At 44.4% G+C, this 16,024-nt stretch carries 13 protein-coding genes; 3 read left to right on the top strand and 10 right to left on the bottom strand.

Annotated features, from left to right (window positions below; genetic code table 11):
- The first annotated feature begins 17 nt into the window (after window positions 1-17).
- Window positions 18-317, top strand: a complete 300-nt coding sequence (locus C8D84_RS06655) for a DUF4298 domain-containing protein (RefSeq protein ID WP_109590956.1) — start codon at window positions 18-20, stop codon at window positions 315-317.
- A gap of 43 nt (window positions 318-360) precedes the next feature.
- On the opposite strand, the gene C8D84_RS06650 is transcribed toward C8D84_RS06655, so the two are convergent.
- Window positions 361-1,296, bottom strand: a complete 936-nt coding sequence (locus tag C8D84_RS06650; RefSeq protein ID WP_109590954.1) for a hypothetical protein — start codon at window positions 1,294-1,296, stop codon at window positions 361-363.
- A 52-nt stretch (window positions 1,297-1,348) separates the two neighbouring features.
- Window positions 1,349-2,152, bottom strand: a complete 804-nt coding sequence (locus C8D84_RS06645) for a sulfite exporter TauE/SafE family protein (RefSeq protein ID WP_170108284.1) — start codon at window positions 2,150-2,152, stop codon at window positions 1,349-1,351.
- Window positions 2,153-2,347: 195 nt separating this feature from the next.
- On the opposite strand from C8D84_RS06645, the gene C8D84_RS06640 reads away from it, so the two are divergent.
- Both C8D84_RS06640 and C8D84_RS06635 read left to right on the top strand, forming a co-directional pair.
- Complete coding sequence (locus C8D84_RS06640) at window positions 2,348-3,307, top strand: biotin--[acetyl-CoA-carboxylase] ligase (protein ID WP_109590950.1); 960 nt, start codon at window positions 2,348-2,350, stop codon at window positions 3,305-3,307.
- Window positions 3,308-3,344: 37 nt separating this feature from the next.
- A complete protein-coding gene (locus C8D84_RS06635; protein WP_109590948.1) occupies window positions 3,345-4,073 on the top strand; it encodes a pantothenate kinase in 729 nt (242 codons plus the stop codon).
- Window positions 4,074-4,175: 102 nt separating this feature from the next.
- On the opposite strand, the gene C8D84_RS06630 is transcribed toward C8D84_RS06635, so the two are convergent.
- The 8 genes from C8D84_RS06630 to C8D84_RS06595 form a co-directional block, all read right to left on the bottom strand.
- Window positions 4,176-4,682 (bottom strand): energy transducer TonB, encoded by a 507-nt coding sequence (locus tag C8D84_RS06630; RefSeq protein WP_109590946.1) that lies wholly within the window; start codon window positions 4,680-4,682, stop codon window positions 4,176-4,178.
- Between the two features lie 123 nt (window positions 4,683-4,805).
- Window positions 4,806-5,993 carry an isovaleryl-CoA dehydrogenase gene (locus C8D84_RS06625; RefSeq protein WP_109590944.1) on the bottom strand — a complete coding sequence of 396 codons (1,188 nt, stop codon included), beginning with the start codon at window positions 5,991-5,993 and terminating at the stop codon, window positions 4,806-4,808.
- Between the two features lie 72 nt (window positions 5,994-6,065).
- Window positions 6,066-7,001: a hydroxymethylglutaryl-CoA lyase gene (locus C8D84_RS06620; protein WP_087813966.1), complete on the bottom strand. Its 936-nt coding sequence runs from the start codon at window positions 6,999-7,001 to the stop codon at window positions 6,066-6,068.
- A 46-nt stretch (window positions 7,002-7,047) separates the two neighbouring features.
- Complete coding sequence (locus C8D84_RS06615) at window positions 7,048-9,171, bottom strand: acetyl/propionyl/methylcrotonyl-CoA carboxylase subunit alpha (RefSeq protein ID WP_109590942.1); 2,124 nt, start codon at window positions 9,169-9,171, stop codon at window positions 7,048-7,050.
- A gap of 66 nt (window positions 9,172-9,237) precedes the next feature.
- The gene (locus C8D84_RS06610; RefSeq protein ID WP_109590940.1) at window positions 9,238-10,050 is read right to left on the bottom strand and encodes an enoyl-CoA hydratase/isomerase family protein; all 813 of its coding nucleotides are present in this window, start codon (window positions 10,048-10,050) and stop codon (window positions 9,238-9,240) included.
- Window positions 10,051-10,201: 151 nt separating this feature from the next.
- Entirely contained in the window at window positions 10,202-11,812 is a 1,611-nt protein-coding gene (locus C8D84_RS06605; protein WP_109590938.1) for a carboxyl transferase domain-containing protein, read from the bottom strand.
- Between the two features lie 143 nt (window positions 11,813-11,955).
- Window positions 11,956-13,731, bottom strand: a complete 1,776-nt coding sequence (locus C8D84_RS06600) for an AMP-binding protein (RefSeq protein ID WP_109590936.1) — start codon at window positions 13,729-13,731, stop codon at window positions 11,956-11,958.
- A 282-nt stretch (window positions 13,732-14,013) separates the two neighbouring features.
- Window positions 14,014-15,801 carry an AMP-binding protein gene (locus C8D84_RS06595; RefSeq protein ID WP_109590934.1) on the bottom strand — a complete coding sequence of 596 codons (1,788 nt, stop codon included), beginning with the start codon at window positions 15,799-15,801 and terminating at the stop codon, window positions 14,014-14,016.
- Window positions 15,802-16,024: the final 223 nt, after the last annotated feature.

Below are 16,024 nucleotides of genomic sequence, written 5' to 3'. Positions count from 1 at the left end.
AAAATAAGAGTATAAAAATGCCTAACTATAATCCGCAAGAACTACAGCAAAAATATGAGCAATGGTGCAAACTGCATCGCCAGCAACTCGAAGCGCAGCAGCAGTTTTTGCAAGCTGAAGCCTTGCAAAATGAGTTAAAAACTTACTACCTAGACCCGCAATGGATGACAGATCGTGAAGCGGATCTGCCAATTGAACATTCAGGTGATGAATACTCTATCTTTAGTGAAGATGCGCTGTGGAGTATGCTCAGCGACCATGATGAGCTAGCAAGAAAGTGGATGCGTTTGGGGCTTGATGCGATTGATAGGAAGTAGACAGCTATTTTATCTAAAGTCGTAATGAGCTTTAGAATTAGAGTCATAAGTGCATAAACGATTTTGAGTGAAGGCTTTGATTGAAACCCTTCAATAATTTTTGCTCGACTTGGCAAATCTCATTTTCATTCAAATAATGATTATTAAACTCAATCAGTGACCGCCAAGAGATACTCGCAACTTTTAAATGGGCAATTACTTCCAATAACTCAGGCTGTAATAAGTGTTGGTATTTTGCTGGCTTGCTCTGACACATAGCTATTTCTTGATTAATTAGGCTTTGCTTATCCTCTTCTATAATACTGCCACCGATAAACAGTAGTAGAAACTTTGCACCTTTATCAATGAAGCCTATTTCTAATAAATACTTGTACATTAAGCAGTACTTTAATATTTGGTCAGCGTTTTTCTTGCCATTAAGCTTTAATTCATTGGCAATCAATATATTTGCCTCATGGTTATAAGATAAATTGTCCATGAACATAGCTTTTAGTTCGGTACTAAATTCAAAGATGCCGCTATTGCCGTGTGTTGACCACGAACCACATTGTTCAAATTTAATGAATTGCCCATAAAATAGGTTTAGATAAATGTCACTACATAAACTCAGAAAAATATCGAACTCTTTATTTAGATAATCCTCAGAAAAGAACTTTACGCGTCGGACCGCTTCCCTAGCATTGCAGATACCTATCGTTTGAGTTGAATAAGTTTCTAATTGCTCAGACTCACTCATTTTTTGATTCAAGTTTTTACTAACAGCTTGCTCGATTTCTTGTAAGCTCTTATCTTTCAGCTCTGGAACCGTTGCCCATTCAATAATCTGTCTTACATATTGCTTTTTGCTAATACCGAGAACACGCTGCGGCTCCCATACTAAAAACTCTACCATATTGGATAGACCAGTCGTCCATGGTATCTGGTCTTTTAAATGACTCATTGAGCCGAAAACACGGCGATACTTTTCTGCTGCTTTCATTCTATTAGTATTCCCAAATTACAGCTCTAATTCTTATTAAAAGAATAGACACTTAAATCACCCCAATCCCGCTTAATAACAGCTGCCCGCCTGCAAACAATAACAACACCCCAAAGGCACGCTTGAGCGTTAGCGCAGGCAACTGGTGCGCAAGCTTCGCACCGACTTTTGCCATCGCAAAGCTAGCGACAGAAATACATAGAAAACCCGTGATATGCACAAAGCCTATCGTGCCCTCAGGCAGATTGACCACATCTTGCCCGAACCACGCAAACCCTGCCGCACCAGCCAATGCAATCGGCAATCCACAAGCGGCAGACGTGCCGACCGACTGCTTCATCGGTAACCCCGCCCAATTTAAAAATGGTACGGTTAAGCTGCCACCGCCAATACCAAAAATAGACGACGCCATGCCAATCCCTGTACCCGCGCCGAACTGTACACCAGCTGACGGTAGCGGTTTGCCCAGCTGCTCTTTATTGGACAAAAACAGCATTTTTAAAGCGACCAATAACGCGCCGACACCGATGATGGCTTGCAATACTTTACCGTCAATCATATCGGCAATACCTGCTCCCACCAAACTACCGATGACCAAGCCGAGTGCCATTTTGCGCCATACTTCCCAGCGCACGCCGCCGCGCTTATTGTGCGCAGTCATTGAGCTGATCGAGGTCACAACGATGGTCGCCAGTGACGTACCAATCGCCAAATGGGTCACCACTTCTGGTGAAAAATCATAAGCGGTAAAAATCCATACCAGTGCTGGTACGATAATCATGCCGCCACCAACGCCAAATAAACCGGCACTGACACCCGCAAACGCGCCTGCAATCACAAACCACATATATAACATCATCGAATCAGCCTTTTATCACACTTATTTTTATCAAAATTCTTTAGTTTTATAATCACTTGCCTATCGCATTTGCTAAATCATAATCCGACCTTTATGCTGTTTATTTGGTATTGTCTAATCGTGACAATCTCATGACAATCACCCAGTATAACAAAGATTATCCACGCTATATTAACCACATCGACGAAACTTATGCCGCCATTTTCCAATTTTTCTGACGACTCATTAGAGCTTCATCATTTACCACAGCTGAACCATCGCCACCTTGTCAGCAGTGCCTCTACCAATAGCGAGCTAATAGCAGATGTACAACATGGCACGTTAAATGCTGCGCAGATGCATCTACTGACCGCTGAAACCCAAAGCGCAGGTCGTGGGCAGCACGGGCGCTCGTGGCAATCACCGCGCGGCAATGTCTATCTGTCGTTATATCATCCTGTTCATCTGCCGATTAGCGGTTTATTGTCACTAATTATCGGCGTTGAACTAGCAAAAATGCCCGTTATTCAAATATTAAATGAGCAATTGCGCGCGCAAGGATTGACGCCCATCGGCGTGAAGTGGGCAAATGATTTGGGCTTTTATCAACCGCCATCTGACTCAGTGTCAAATGAGCCTAAACTGGCAGCACAGACCCTACCTTTTCATAAACTTGCGGGTATTTTAATAGAACCCGTGTCGCAAACGGGCAAATTGGTCGGCGTAGTGATGGGCGTAGGACTTAATGTACAGTCAACGCCCAATCTCACGGCAAAGACCTGCGAAGGCATGAGTTATGAGGCGATTAGCCTACAGGATATTTATGAGAGGCTAAAACCAGAAACAGATATTGTGAGTCTGCCAAGCCTAAAAATACTTTACCAACAAATGAGTAAAGCCCTGCTAGCCGCGATGACACGCTTTGAGCACTTAGGATTAGAGAAGCCCACTGGTCAAAGCTATAATTTGGACAGCTTTTTAAAACAGTTTGAGTCGATGGATGCACTGGCAGGATTACGCTTGCACGTTACTCAAGAGCATAACGGTAAAACAGATAGCATCACAGGTTATGCTTGTGGTCTTGATACACATGGATGTTTGCAATTGCGTCAAGATAGCGGTAAGATTTCTGCGCTTTTTACCGGACGCATCGACGTTATTGATAAGGCTTAAATCAAAGACCCAATGGGCACGATATAAAGGGATTTTTATGCTCTGGTTAGATCTTGGCAACACCCGTCTAAAATACTGGCTCACCGATGATATCGGACAAATAGTCGCGCATGATGCCAAGCAACATTTGCAAGCGCCTGCCGAACTACTGATGGGTTTGACCGATCGCTTCGAGCGTTATGCGCCTGATTTCATTGGTATCTCATCGGTGCTGGGCGACGATTTAAATGTTAAAGTGTCAGAGACGTTAGGTCGTCTGAATATTCCGTTTGAGTTTGTCCATGTCGATGCAGCGCATGCTTTGATGAAGAGTGCTTATAATGACGAACAGCTCGGCTGTGATCGTTGGCTACAGATGCTGGGCGCCGTGGATAAGAAAAAACGTCAATGCGTGATTGGCTGTGGCACAGCAGTGACCATTGACTTGATTGATCATGCTGAGCATTTGGGCGGTTATATTTTCCCTAGTATTTATCTGCAACGTGAATCACTATTTTCAGGCACTAAGCAAATCACCATCTCTAACGGCACCTTTGATAGTGTTGGTCAAGGCATGACCACACAAGATGCGGTACATCGCGGCATTTTGCTCTCTATCGTCGGTGCCATCAATGAGATTAGCCATCGTTATCCCAACTTTGAAGTTATCATGACGGGTGGTGATGCATCTATTATCTCGCAGCACGTCAACCGTCCAGTACGCTTACGTGATGATTTATTGTTGAACGGTCTGGCACGATATTTTGATCATACCAAACAGTCGTAATCATTTTATGAACCTTATAAAATGATTAATAAAAAAGCAGTACGTTTTAGGCGTACTGCTTTTTTGGTTTAAATCTACTTAATTTTTCTTACTATTCTACGGCTATTTAAATTCAATCGGTAATGTAACGTTACCTTCTACTGCCTGTCCTTTTCTCGAAAAAGGTTTAAGTCGAGCTTTGTAAAGTTCTCTAGCAACCTTTTTGTCTATCACTTCTTTACCACTACTCTTAATAACTTTGACATTTTGGATACTACCTTGCTTATCAACGCGCAATGAAAAAACCATTTCTAAACCTGTTCTCTCGCAAGGTCTGATAACATTCCCGTCTTGATCATAAGAACAATTGATTAAATATCTATTCATAGAACGAACAAGTCGATCAAACTTTGGCGGTTTCAGCCAGCTAGCATCTTGAGTAGAGAGCTGAATAACAGGTTCAGGACTAGACAAATCAACCAGCTCTGCTTGTGCAGGCACCATACTCGCTGTCATCGTAAACAATGTGAACAAAATGGCTAATAGGCTATAAGCACTGAGAAATTTTATGTTAGTTAAAAAGTAAGAAGCGATATTAAAAGCTAAATTAGTCTGTAATTTACGAGTCATGATAAAAGTCTTTTATTTCAGTCATTAAAAAGTGCCACGCTATGAGACATATAACGTAGCACATTTTTAAAACTTAAGAAAAAATTATTCGATAAAAGTTAACTTTTAAATCATTATTATGCTTTATTTGGTCTCGTTAAACAGTTCACGACCGACTAGCATGCGGCGAATTTCACTAGTTCCTGCGCCAATCTCATATAACTTGGCATCACGCCAGTAGCGACCAAGTGGATACTCATTGGTATAGCCATTACCACCAAAGATTTGAATGCCCTCACCTGCCATCCAAGTGGCTTTTTCGGCACACCACAAAATTACACTGGCACAATCTTTACGTACTTCTCGACTATGACCGGCACCGCGCGCGTCCAACATATCGAGATTTTTGCCGACAGTGTACAAGAAGCTGCGACCTGCTTGCAATATCGTATACATATCTGCGACTTTACCTTGGATAAGCTGGAACTCACCGATGGCTTGACCAAACTGCTTACGATCATGGATATAAGGCACGACATTATCCATCACCGCTTGCATGATGCCGATAGGACCTGCAGCCAATACTGCACGCTCGTAATCCAGCCCGCTCATCAATACCTTAACGCCTTCATTGAGGCCGCCTAAGATGTTCTCTTTAGGTACTTCAACATTATTAAAGGTCATCTCACCCGTATGACTACCACGCATGCCGAGCTTATCCAGCTTTTGTGCCGTGCCAAAACCTTCCATACCTTTCTCAACGACAAAGGCGGTCATGCCTTTCGCGCCTAGCTCTGGATTGGTCTTAGCATAAACCACCATCACGTCAGCGTCAGGGCCATTGGTGATCCACATTTTGCTACCGTTTAACACATAGCTGCCATCTTTTTCTTCGGCTTTGAGCTTCATACTAACGACGTCTGAGCCAGCGCCTGTCTCACTCATTGCCAATGCACCGATGAACTCGCCACTAATTAGCTTTGGCAGATATTTCTGCTTTTGTTCTTCAGAGCCGTTACGTTTGATTTGGTTAATACATAGATTTGAGTGCGCACCATAGCTCAGTGCTACAGAAGCAGACGCACGGCTAATCTCTTCCATCGCGACCATGTGTGCGACGTAGCCCATGTTAGAGCCGCCGTATTCTTCAGGAACGGTAATGCCATGCAGACCGATATCACCCATCTTTTGCCATAGATCCATTGGGAATTCATCGCTGCTATCAATCTCGGCAGCACGTGGGGCGATTTCATTGGTTGCAAACTGCTGTACCATATCGCGTAATGCATCAATATCTTCGCCAAGTTGAAAATTCAATCCAGGTAAACTCATAACTATTCCTTGTGTTTTGATATTCTGATATTTTTAACGTTTAAGTTCTAATTTGTTTTTTAAAGCCAAAATTTAAGACTGGCGTTTATTGATGATGGCACGTGCCACGTTTGAGCCATTTGGACGCTTTAAGAACGCACTGATACGCTCGCCTGCCACGACCAATTTATCCAAGTCGATACCCGTACTGATACCCATACCATGTAGCATATACACAACATCTTCGGTTGCCACGTTACCTGTTGCGCCTTTGGCATAAGGACAGCCGCCCAGGCCAGCCACCGAGGTATCAAATTCGCTGACACCCATTTGTAATGCGGCTAGTGTATTGCTCAATGCTTGACCATAAGTATCGTGAAAATGACCCGATAGCATAGAGATATCAGCATATTCTAAAGCGGCTTGTAAGGCGCGCTGTACCTTGAGCGGTGTACCAACACCAATGGTATCGGCAATGCCAATCTGCTCAGCACCAATCTCAACCAATCGTTTGGTGACGTACGCTACTTGGCTTGGGTCAATGTCGCCTTCATAAGGACAGCCAACCGTACAAGAGATAACGCCTCGTACTTTGATGCCTTGCGCTTTTGCAGCCGCTGCTACTGGTGCAAAACGCTCAATGCTCTCATCGATACTACAATTGATATTTTTTTGACTAAAGGTCTCACTGGCTGAGCCAAAAATAACGATTTCATCAGGACGATGCGAGATGGCATTTTCAAAACCGCGCATGTTGGGTACTAGGACTGAGTAGCAAATGTCCGCATGCCGTGTCGGCGCTAGCGCATCAAGTAGTGCGCTGTTATCGCCCATTTGTGGCACCCACTTTGGCGAGACAAAGCTAGTAACTTCCAGCTTTTTGACACCTGCTGCAATCAAATCGTTGATAAGCGTTTGCTTAACATCGGTCGGTACCGTCATTGATTCGTTTTGTAGTCCATCACGAGGACTGACATCAACGATTCTGACATGGCTTGGATATGTATGGTCTGGATACGAATGACTCATGCTTGTCGTCCTTTTTATTACTTACCTGTTATTGAGGCTATGTCAGCTATTCGCTCTCAGGATTTTCGCCAGCATCAATGCGTAATAACTCATCACCATCAGCGACCAAGTCACCTACTGCAAATAGCAATTCTGCCACCACACCATCCGTCGGCGCAGTAATAGTATGCTCAATTTTCATGGCTTCAATAACTGCTAACGGCTCGCCTTTTTTCACGGTATCGCCAACCGCTACTTTAAAGGCCACTACTTGACCTGGCATCGGTGACTTTAAACTACCGACCGCTGCGGACTCTTCACCCACATGTGCCATAATATCAACAAGCGTAATCTCATCACGTCCACTATCAGTGAACACATAGACCGTCTCGTTATTCACCCAGCTTTGAGCATTGATACGGGCACCATCCAACCATAACGTATGATTATTTTCGTCACTGCTAACATAGCTCACTTGACCTTCATAAACTGTTTCGGTCTGAGCAGCTACGTTAATATTGCTATTATCCTGCGTGTTAGCGATTTCTTTTTCAATAACGAGCGTAAAGCTACTGAGGTTCTCAACGCCTTTTTTACTATCAGAAAAACTTGCATTGTGCCAGTTGCTCATGCGGGCAGTATAAGTACTCTCATCATAAACCAAGCTAAATGAGCGAGTATAATCGCTATAAGCACGGAAACCCGTTGGCTTACTAAACGGATCTGAGCCCTGCGTGGTCGCTTCACTCGCAAGCTGCTGAGTAATGGCAGTCACAACCAGCGTCGATAAGGCTAAAGGCTGCTGATTAAAAATCGCATCACGCTCGTGCTCAATCAATGCCGTATCGAGATTGGCTTTGCTAAAAGATTCTGTATTTAAAATATAGCGTAAAAATGCAGCATTATTCGGTAAACCTACGATACGTGTTTGAGCAAGTGCTCGATCGAGCTTGGCTAAGGCTTGCTCTCGCGTTGGCGCATGAACGATGAGCTTGGCAATCATAGAGTCATAAAATGGGCTAATTACATCACCTTCGCGCACGCCATCATCGATACGCACGCCGGTACCATTTTTATCAATTATAAAGGTGCTGTGTTCAGGTTTTTGATACGTAAACAACGTACCGGTCGCGGGCAAGAAGCTATTGTCAGGGTTTTCGGCACAGATACGCGCCTCGATAGCATGACCGTTGATAGTCAGATCGTCTTGCGTTTTTGGCAATGGCTGACCCGCAGCAACCAACAGCTGCCACTCGACCAAATCGACACCAGTAATCGCTTCACTGACTGGGTGCTCAACCTGCAGGCGTGTATTCATTTCCATGAAATAAAAATTCATAGAATCTTCACGCTGCTCAACGATGAACTCAACCGTGCCTGCGCCGACATAATCAACTGCACGAGCTGCTTCGATGGCAGCTGTTCCCATCGCCTCACGCATCGCAATGTCAACACCTGGTGCGGGCGCTTCTTCTAATACTTTTTGGTGGCGGCGCTGTACGGAACAATCACGCTCAAACAAATGCACATAGTTGCCATGCGTATCACCAAATACTTGGATTTCGATATGGCGCGGTTTTAAGGCGTATTTTTCAACCAACACTTTATCATCACCGAAGCTAGTAATGGCTTCACGGCGACATGAGTCTAATAAATCCACAAAGTCGCTACTTTGCTCTACGATACGCATGCCTTTACCGCCACCACCTGCACTGGCTTTAATCAGCAATGGATAGCCAATACTATCGGCTTGCTGTTGTAAGAATGTGGCGTCTTGATTGTCACCATGATATCCCGGTATCAGTGGTACGCCCGCTATCTCCATCAATCGCTTGGATTCAGATTTGCCACCCATGGCGCGGATAGCATCAGCTGATGGACCGATAAATATCAGTCCTACATCCTGACAGGCTTGCGCAAAATCTGCATTTTCACTTAAAAACCCATAACCCGGATGAATCGCTTGTGCGCCAGTCTCAAGCGCTATCGCGATAATCGCGTCACCTTTTAGATAGCTGTCTTTCGGTGCCGAGCCGCCCAAATAGATAGCCTCATCACAGACAGCCACATGCTTAGCTTCACGATCCGCATCAGAATAAACAGCGACGGTGCTGACACCCAGACGCTTGGCAGTCGCGGCTACTCGGCAGGCAATTTCACCACGGTTGGCAATTAGAATTTTAGAAAACATAACTATCCCTGTTTCTTGTCGTTTTTATTTGAGGTCTTGTTTATTTACTCATTTGTCTCTTGTGCATTATTCATCTGTCGTCAACCAGTTGGGCTTACGTTTTTGCAAAAAGGCTTGCACGCCCTCTTTACCTTGCTCTGATGAGCGAATATCAGCGATACCTTTTACCGTATCAGCAATCAGCTCATCAGTGATGGGCGCACCAGCGACATCGTGTAATAGCTGCTTGCAAGTTTTGACTGCATCAGGGCTATTTTTGACGATTTTTCTACAAAATATAGCGACCTCATCAGCCAGCCACTCTTCGCTAACCCGCTCATGGATAAAGCCAAGCTGCCGTGCCTTTTTGGCATCAAATACTTCAGCACTTAAGAAGTAGCGCTGTGATGCTCTAGCACCCAGTGCTCTGATGACATAAGGACTAATCGTTGCAGGGGCTAAGCCCAAACGGACTTCGCTGAGGCAAAAGTTAGCAATTTTGACAGCGATGGCCACATCACAGACAGCCACTAAGCCCATGCCACCGGCATAAACATCACCTTGAATAGCAGCAACTGTTGGCTTAGAACACTCATAAATAGTCTTAAGCATCTGTGCTAATTTATCTGCGTCTGCTAGATTCTCTTCATAGCTATAATCCGCCATGGCACGCATCCAATTGAGATCCGCGCCCGCACAGAATGCCTTGCCCGCCGCCGCTAAGACGATAACACGTACGTGATCATCATCGCTAAGTTTGCTAAACACCTCGGTCAACTCCGCAATCATTTCATCGTTGAAAGCATTGCGTATTTCAGGACGATTTAGCGTTACGGTGGCGACGTGCTGCTCTACTTTAACCAGTAGACTTTTATAATTTTTATCACTGTCTTTTTGCATAACTTTCTCTATATTTTTATGTAAATATTTAAACAAACGCTCGGTCAATCCATAATAATGTTAATACAAGGAAGCCGAATGTAGATGTACAAATCGTACTTCAAATGAGGTTGACGCAGTAGTAGCTTATTATGGGAAGGCCTGAAAATGCTTACATTCTAAAAACACCAAAGGTTGTCTCTTCAATCGGAGCGTTATAGGCGGCGCTTAGTCCTAATGCCAATACATGTCGCGTATCAGCAGGATCAATTACGCCGTCATCCCACAGTCTGGCAGTGGCATAATATGGATGACCTTGCTTTTCATACATATCGAGAATCGGGGCTTTAAATGCCGCTTCGTCCTCGCTACTCCATTCCTCACCTTTGCGGTCGAAGTTGTCACGCTTAACCGTTGCTAATACCGAGGCTGCTTGTTCACCGCCCATCACGGAGATGCGGGCATTTGGCCACATCCATAAGAAACGCGGGCTATACGCACGTCCACACATACCGTAGTTACCTGCACCAAATGATCCACCAACAATGACCGTGAATTTAGGTACTTTAGCATTCGCTACCGCCATCACCATTTTGGCACCATGACGGGCAATGCCTTCGTTTTCATATTTGCGACCAACCATAAAGCCAGTGATGTTCTGCAAAAATACCAATGGAATTTTACGCTTGCAACATAGCTCAATAAAGTGCGTGCCTTTTTGCGCTGACTCACTAAATAAGATACCGTTGTTGGCAATAATACCAACGGGCATCCCTTCAATATGAGCAAAACCACATACCAGCGTCGTACCAAAGCGTGCTTTAAATTCATCAAAGGCACTGTCATCAACGATACGGGTAATAATCTCTCTGATATCAAATGGCTTGCGCTTATCGGTTGGAATAACGCCGTATAGCTCTTTGGCATCATAGCGCGGTGGACGTGGTTTGATTTGATTGGGCACTTGCTTCGCAGGACGATTTAGATGGCTAACGATGTTGCGCGCAATCGACAACGCATGGGTATCACTCTGTGCTAAGTGATCGACAACCCCAGACAGACGGGTATGCACATCCCCGCCGCCCAAGTCTTCGGCAGTAACTTCTTCGCCTGTCGCCGCTTTGACCAATGGTGGACCACCCAAAAAGATGGTGCCTTGGTCTTTGACGATAATAGACTCGTCACTCATCGCTGGCACATAAGCCCCGCCAGCCGTACAACTGCCCATGACCACAGCAATCTGTGGAATACCTGCCGCACTCATATTGGCCTGATTAAAAAAGATGCGACCAAAGTGCTCTTTATCGGGGAACACGTCATCTTGATTGGGCAAGTTAGCGCCACCTGAATCCACCAAATAGACACAAGGCAAATTGTTTTCTTGCGCGATTTCTTGCGCACGCAGATGTTTTTTGACCGTCATTGGATAATAAGTGCCGCCCTTTACCGTGGCATCATTACAGACGATCATACACTCAATACCATTGATACGACCGATACCCGCAATCACGCCCGCCGCAGGAATCTCTTCGCCATACATATCGTGTGCAGCCATCGGTGCCACTTCTAAAAATGGCGTACCCACATCTAATAAACGCTCGACACGCTCACGAGGCAGCAGCTTGCCACGTGCTAAATGCTTGGCACGGGCACGCTCTGAGCCACCTTGTACGACTTTACGTAAGTGACCATATAAGTCATCGACCACCGCTTGCATGGCGGCACTATTTTGCTGAAATTCAGCGGCGTTTGGACTCAGTTTACTGGTTATGATAGCGCTCATGACATCCCTTTTTCTTTAATACGTAGATACGTAGATACGTAAATGCGAGTGGCTTTTCTCTTTTAGTCTTGACTCATAATAATGATTTTCAATATGACAGATGTTAAATAGTCTTTAGTATTACAGATTAAATAATCATCTGACTACAAACCTAGCTCTTCTTTCATTTGTTCAATGATTTTATATTTCTGAATTTTTCCAGTGATGGTCATTGGATATTCGGTGACAAAACGATAATAAGTCGGTACTTTATAATGGGCAATATGCTCGCTACAGAACTGGCGGACTTCCTCTTCGGTTAAGCTGTCTGCTTCTTTAGGAATAATCCACGCCGCGAGTACTTCGCCATACTTTTTATCAGGAATACCGACGATTTGCACATCTCTAATCTTCGGATGACGATAGAGATAGTTTTCGATTTCGACCGGATAGATATTCTCTCCGCCACGAATGACCATGTCTTTACTACGGCCAACGATTTTGACATAACCATCTTCATCCATCGTAGCCAAATCACCCGTATGCATCCAACCATCTTGGATGGCTGCGCGGGTTTTGAAGCGACTGCCCCAATAGCCTTTCATCACTGAATAACCGCGTGTCAGTAGCTCACCCGTTTCCCCCAATGCGACAGTCTCACCCGTTTCAGTATTGATGACTTTGACTTCAAGCGCTGGCTGCACTAAACCAACGGTCGATACTTGCTTATCAAGCGGCGTATGTTCATTGGTCTGACAAGATACTGGACTGGTCTCTGTCATGCCGTAAGCGATCGTCACTTCACTCATATGCATCTCATCAATGACGCGGCGCATGACTTCAATCGGACAACTAGAGCCTGCCATGATGCCCGTACGCAAAGTCGATAAATCAAAGTTTTTAAACTCCGGATGGTCAAGCTCAGCGATAAACATCGTTGGCACGCCGTGCAGACCCGTACACTTTTCTTCTTCGACCGCTTGCAATACGGTTAGCGGCTCAAAACCATCGTTCGGATAAACGATACAGCCACCATGTGTGAGAATCGCTAGGTTGCCGAGTACCATACCGAAGCAATGGTAAAGTGGCACTGGAATACACAGTCTATCTTCTTCAGTAAGGTTCATTGCCTCACCGATGAAGTAGCCATTGTTTAGGATATTGCGATGGCTTAAGGTTGCGCCTTTTGGTGTACCAGTTGTACCGCTAGTGAACTGTACATTAATGGCATCCGTATTTTTGAGCTGGGCTTGACGCTCGGCAACACGTGGATCATTGGCATCGCCTTCCGCCATCCACGCAGAGAACTTCTGCATAAATCCAAAGGTTTCTTCAGATGCTGGCTCATCAATCCAGATGATACGCTCAATCGTTGGAATCTCGACCAAATCAAGCTGGGTGTAGTCTTTATGGTAAATTTCAGGACACAATTCACTGATGAGACTGGCGTAATCGCTGGTTTTGAAATGGCGCATGAGTACAAGCGCTGAGCAGCCCAATTTGTTCAAGGCATATTGCAGCTCAAAGGTACGATAGGCAGGGTTGATATTGACAAGGATAATACCGGCTTTTGCCGTTGCTAATTGCATGAGCAGCCATTCAGCATTATTGTGTGACCAGATACCGATGCGATCACCGATTTCCAGTCCCATCTCAATCATACTACTGGCCAGCTGATTGACTTGCTGTTGCAGCTCACGGTAGGTCCAGCGGATATTTTGATGGCGAGAAACCAAGGCTTCACGCTCTGGATACTTGGATACAATGGCATCAAAAAAGTCACCGATAGTCGCTTCAATCAGCGGCACATCAGGGCCTTTATCATAGCTCTGGGTAAGCGGTGCATTTGCTGAGCGTGCGCCCATATTAATACTAGGAATGCTATTTAGAATAGTATCAAAATCAATTTTAGTCGCATCAAAATCAGAAGTTTGCGTCATAACGAGTCCTTTCGTTTTACTTTTTATGGTGCTTATTAGTTGCCTATCACCGATTCATTCTTCCTTGAACAGGTATTAACTAGCGTTAGCTACTATACCGTCTTAAATCGAAGACTGTCAATAATAGTAATACAATATGTATCATTTAAAATGATAATATAAGATAAGACAAATTCATCAGTCATGATTAAATGACGAATTTCTTGAATGACTTAAATCAAAAAAACCAGCCCTATCATATATAGAAAAAAGCTGGCTTTTCCAGTGATTAATAGTCTCAAATCACTCTAGACCCAATTCTTTTATCATTTGCTCAACGATTTTGAATTTTTGAATTTTACCAGTGATGGTCATTGGATATTCATCGACGAAACGAAAGTAGGTCGGCACTTTATAATGAGCGATATGGTCACAACAAAACTGCCTTACCTCTTCTTCGCTTAAGCTATTTGGCTCTTTTGCAATAATCCACGCCGCGAGTACCTCACCGTACTTTTTATCAGGAACACCAACAATTTGTACATCGCGAATCTTCGGATGACGATAGAGATAGTTCTCAACTTCTACTGGATAGATATTTTCGCCGCCGCGAATGACCATGTCCTTGCTACGTCCAACCACCGTGATATAGCTATCTTCGTCCATCACTGCCAAATCACCCGTATGCATCCAGCCATCAGTAATCGCCGCGCGTGTTTTAAAGCGGCTGCCCCAATAGCCTTTCATCACCGCGTAGCCATAAGTGAGTAATTCGCCCGTCTCTCCAATCGGGACGACATCACCCGTTTCAGTGTCGACAATTTTGACCTCAAGCGCGGGCAGCACCATCCCTACGGTAGAGACTCTTTTTTCAAGGGGCGTTTGCGAGCTGGTTTGACAAGAAGCTGGACTGGTCTCGGTCATGCCATAAGCAATCGTCACCTCGCTCATGTGCATTTTATCCATGACGCGGCGCATGACTTCGATGGGACAGCTAGAGCCGCCCATAATACCAGTACGTAAGCTAGTCAAATCAAAACTGTCAAAGTCTGGGTGATCAAGCTCCGCGATAAACATCGTCGGTACGCCAAGCAGAGCCGTACATTTTTCCTCTTCCACCGTTTGCAATACCGTTAGCGGATCGAACCCATCGTTGGGATACACCGCACAACCACCATGGGTCAAAATGGCTAAGTTACCGCCTACCATGCCAAAGCAGTGATAAAGTGGTAATGGAATGCATAGCCTATCCTCTTCTGTCAGCCTCATACCTTCGCCAAGGAAGTAGCCATTATTCAAGATATTTCGATGCGTTAAAGTAGCGCCTTTTGGTGTACCCGTTGTCCCACTAGTAAACTGCACACTAATAGCATCAGTATTCTTAAGCTGGGCTTGGCGCGCAGCTACGCGAGGGTCGTTTGCATTACCCTCTACCATCCAAGCAGAGAATTTTTGCATAAAATTGAAATTTTCATCAGATGCTGGCTTGTCAATCCAAATGATACGCTCAATCGTTGGAATCTCCACCAAGTCTAATTGCTGATAGTTCTTATGATAAATCTCAGGACAAAGCTCACGAATCATTTGTGTATAGTCGCTGCTTTTGAAATGACGCATTAATACCAATGCCGAACAGCCCAGCTTATTCAGTGCATATTGCAGCTCAAAGGTACGATAAGCAGGATTAATATTGACGAGGATAACGCCGACTTTCGCAGTTGCCAATTGCATCAGCAGCCATTCAGCATTATTGTGTGACCAGATACCGATGCGATCACCAATCTCAAGTCCCATTTCAATCATGGCACTCGCTAACTGATTGACTTTCTCTTGTAGTTCGCGATACGTCCAGCGAATATTTTGATGGCGAGAAACCAAAGCTTCACGCTCTGGATATTTATTGACAATGGCATCAAAAAAATCACCGATTGTCGCTTCAATCAGCGGCACATTAATACCTTTATCATGGCTTTTGGTGAGTGGCGCATTTGCTGAACGCACGCCTACATTAACTTTGGGGATATTATTGAGAATACTGTTATTAGGCGTGCTTTCATTAATAATGCTGTCAAAATCGGTAATCTGAGTCATCACGAGTCCTTTCGTTTTGCTGTTTAATATTTGTTATCAGAGCGGTAATAGACTACAAAGGTAAATGTCATATTCTTCCTTGAATATTCTCTGTCACCATAGACTATAATTAAATCAAGCCCTAACCAATATAGCCTCTTAAATGAAAGCCTGTCAATAATATTGATACAGGACGTATCGATTATGATTGATATAAAAAGTTATATAGTCAAAGAAATCTAAA

It is taken from the genome of Psychrobacter immobilis (assembly GCF_003148585.1).
Classification (GTDB): domain Bacteria; phylum Pseudomonadota; class Gammaproteobacteria; order Pseudomonadales; family Moraxellaceae; genus Psychrobacter; species Psychrobacter immobilis.
Note: the sequence above shows the minus strand (reverse complement) of the source record. Positions and strands in the feature narration are given on the sequence as shown.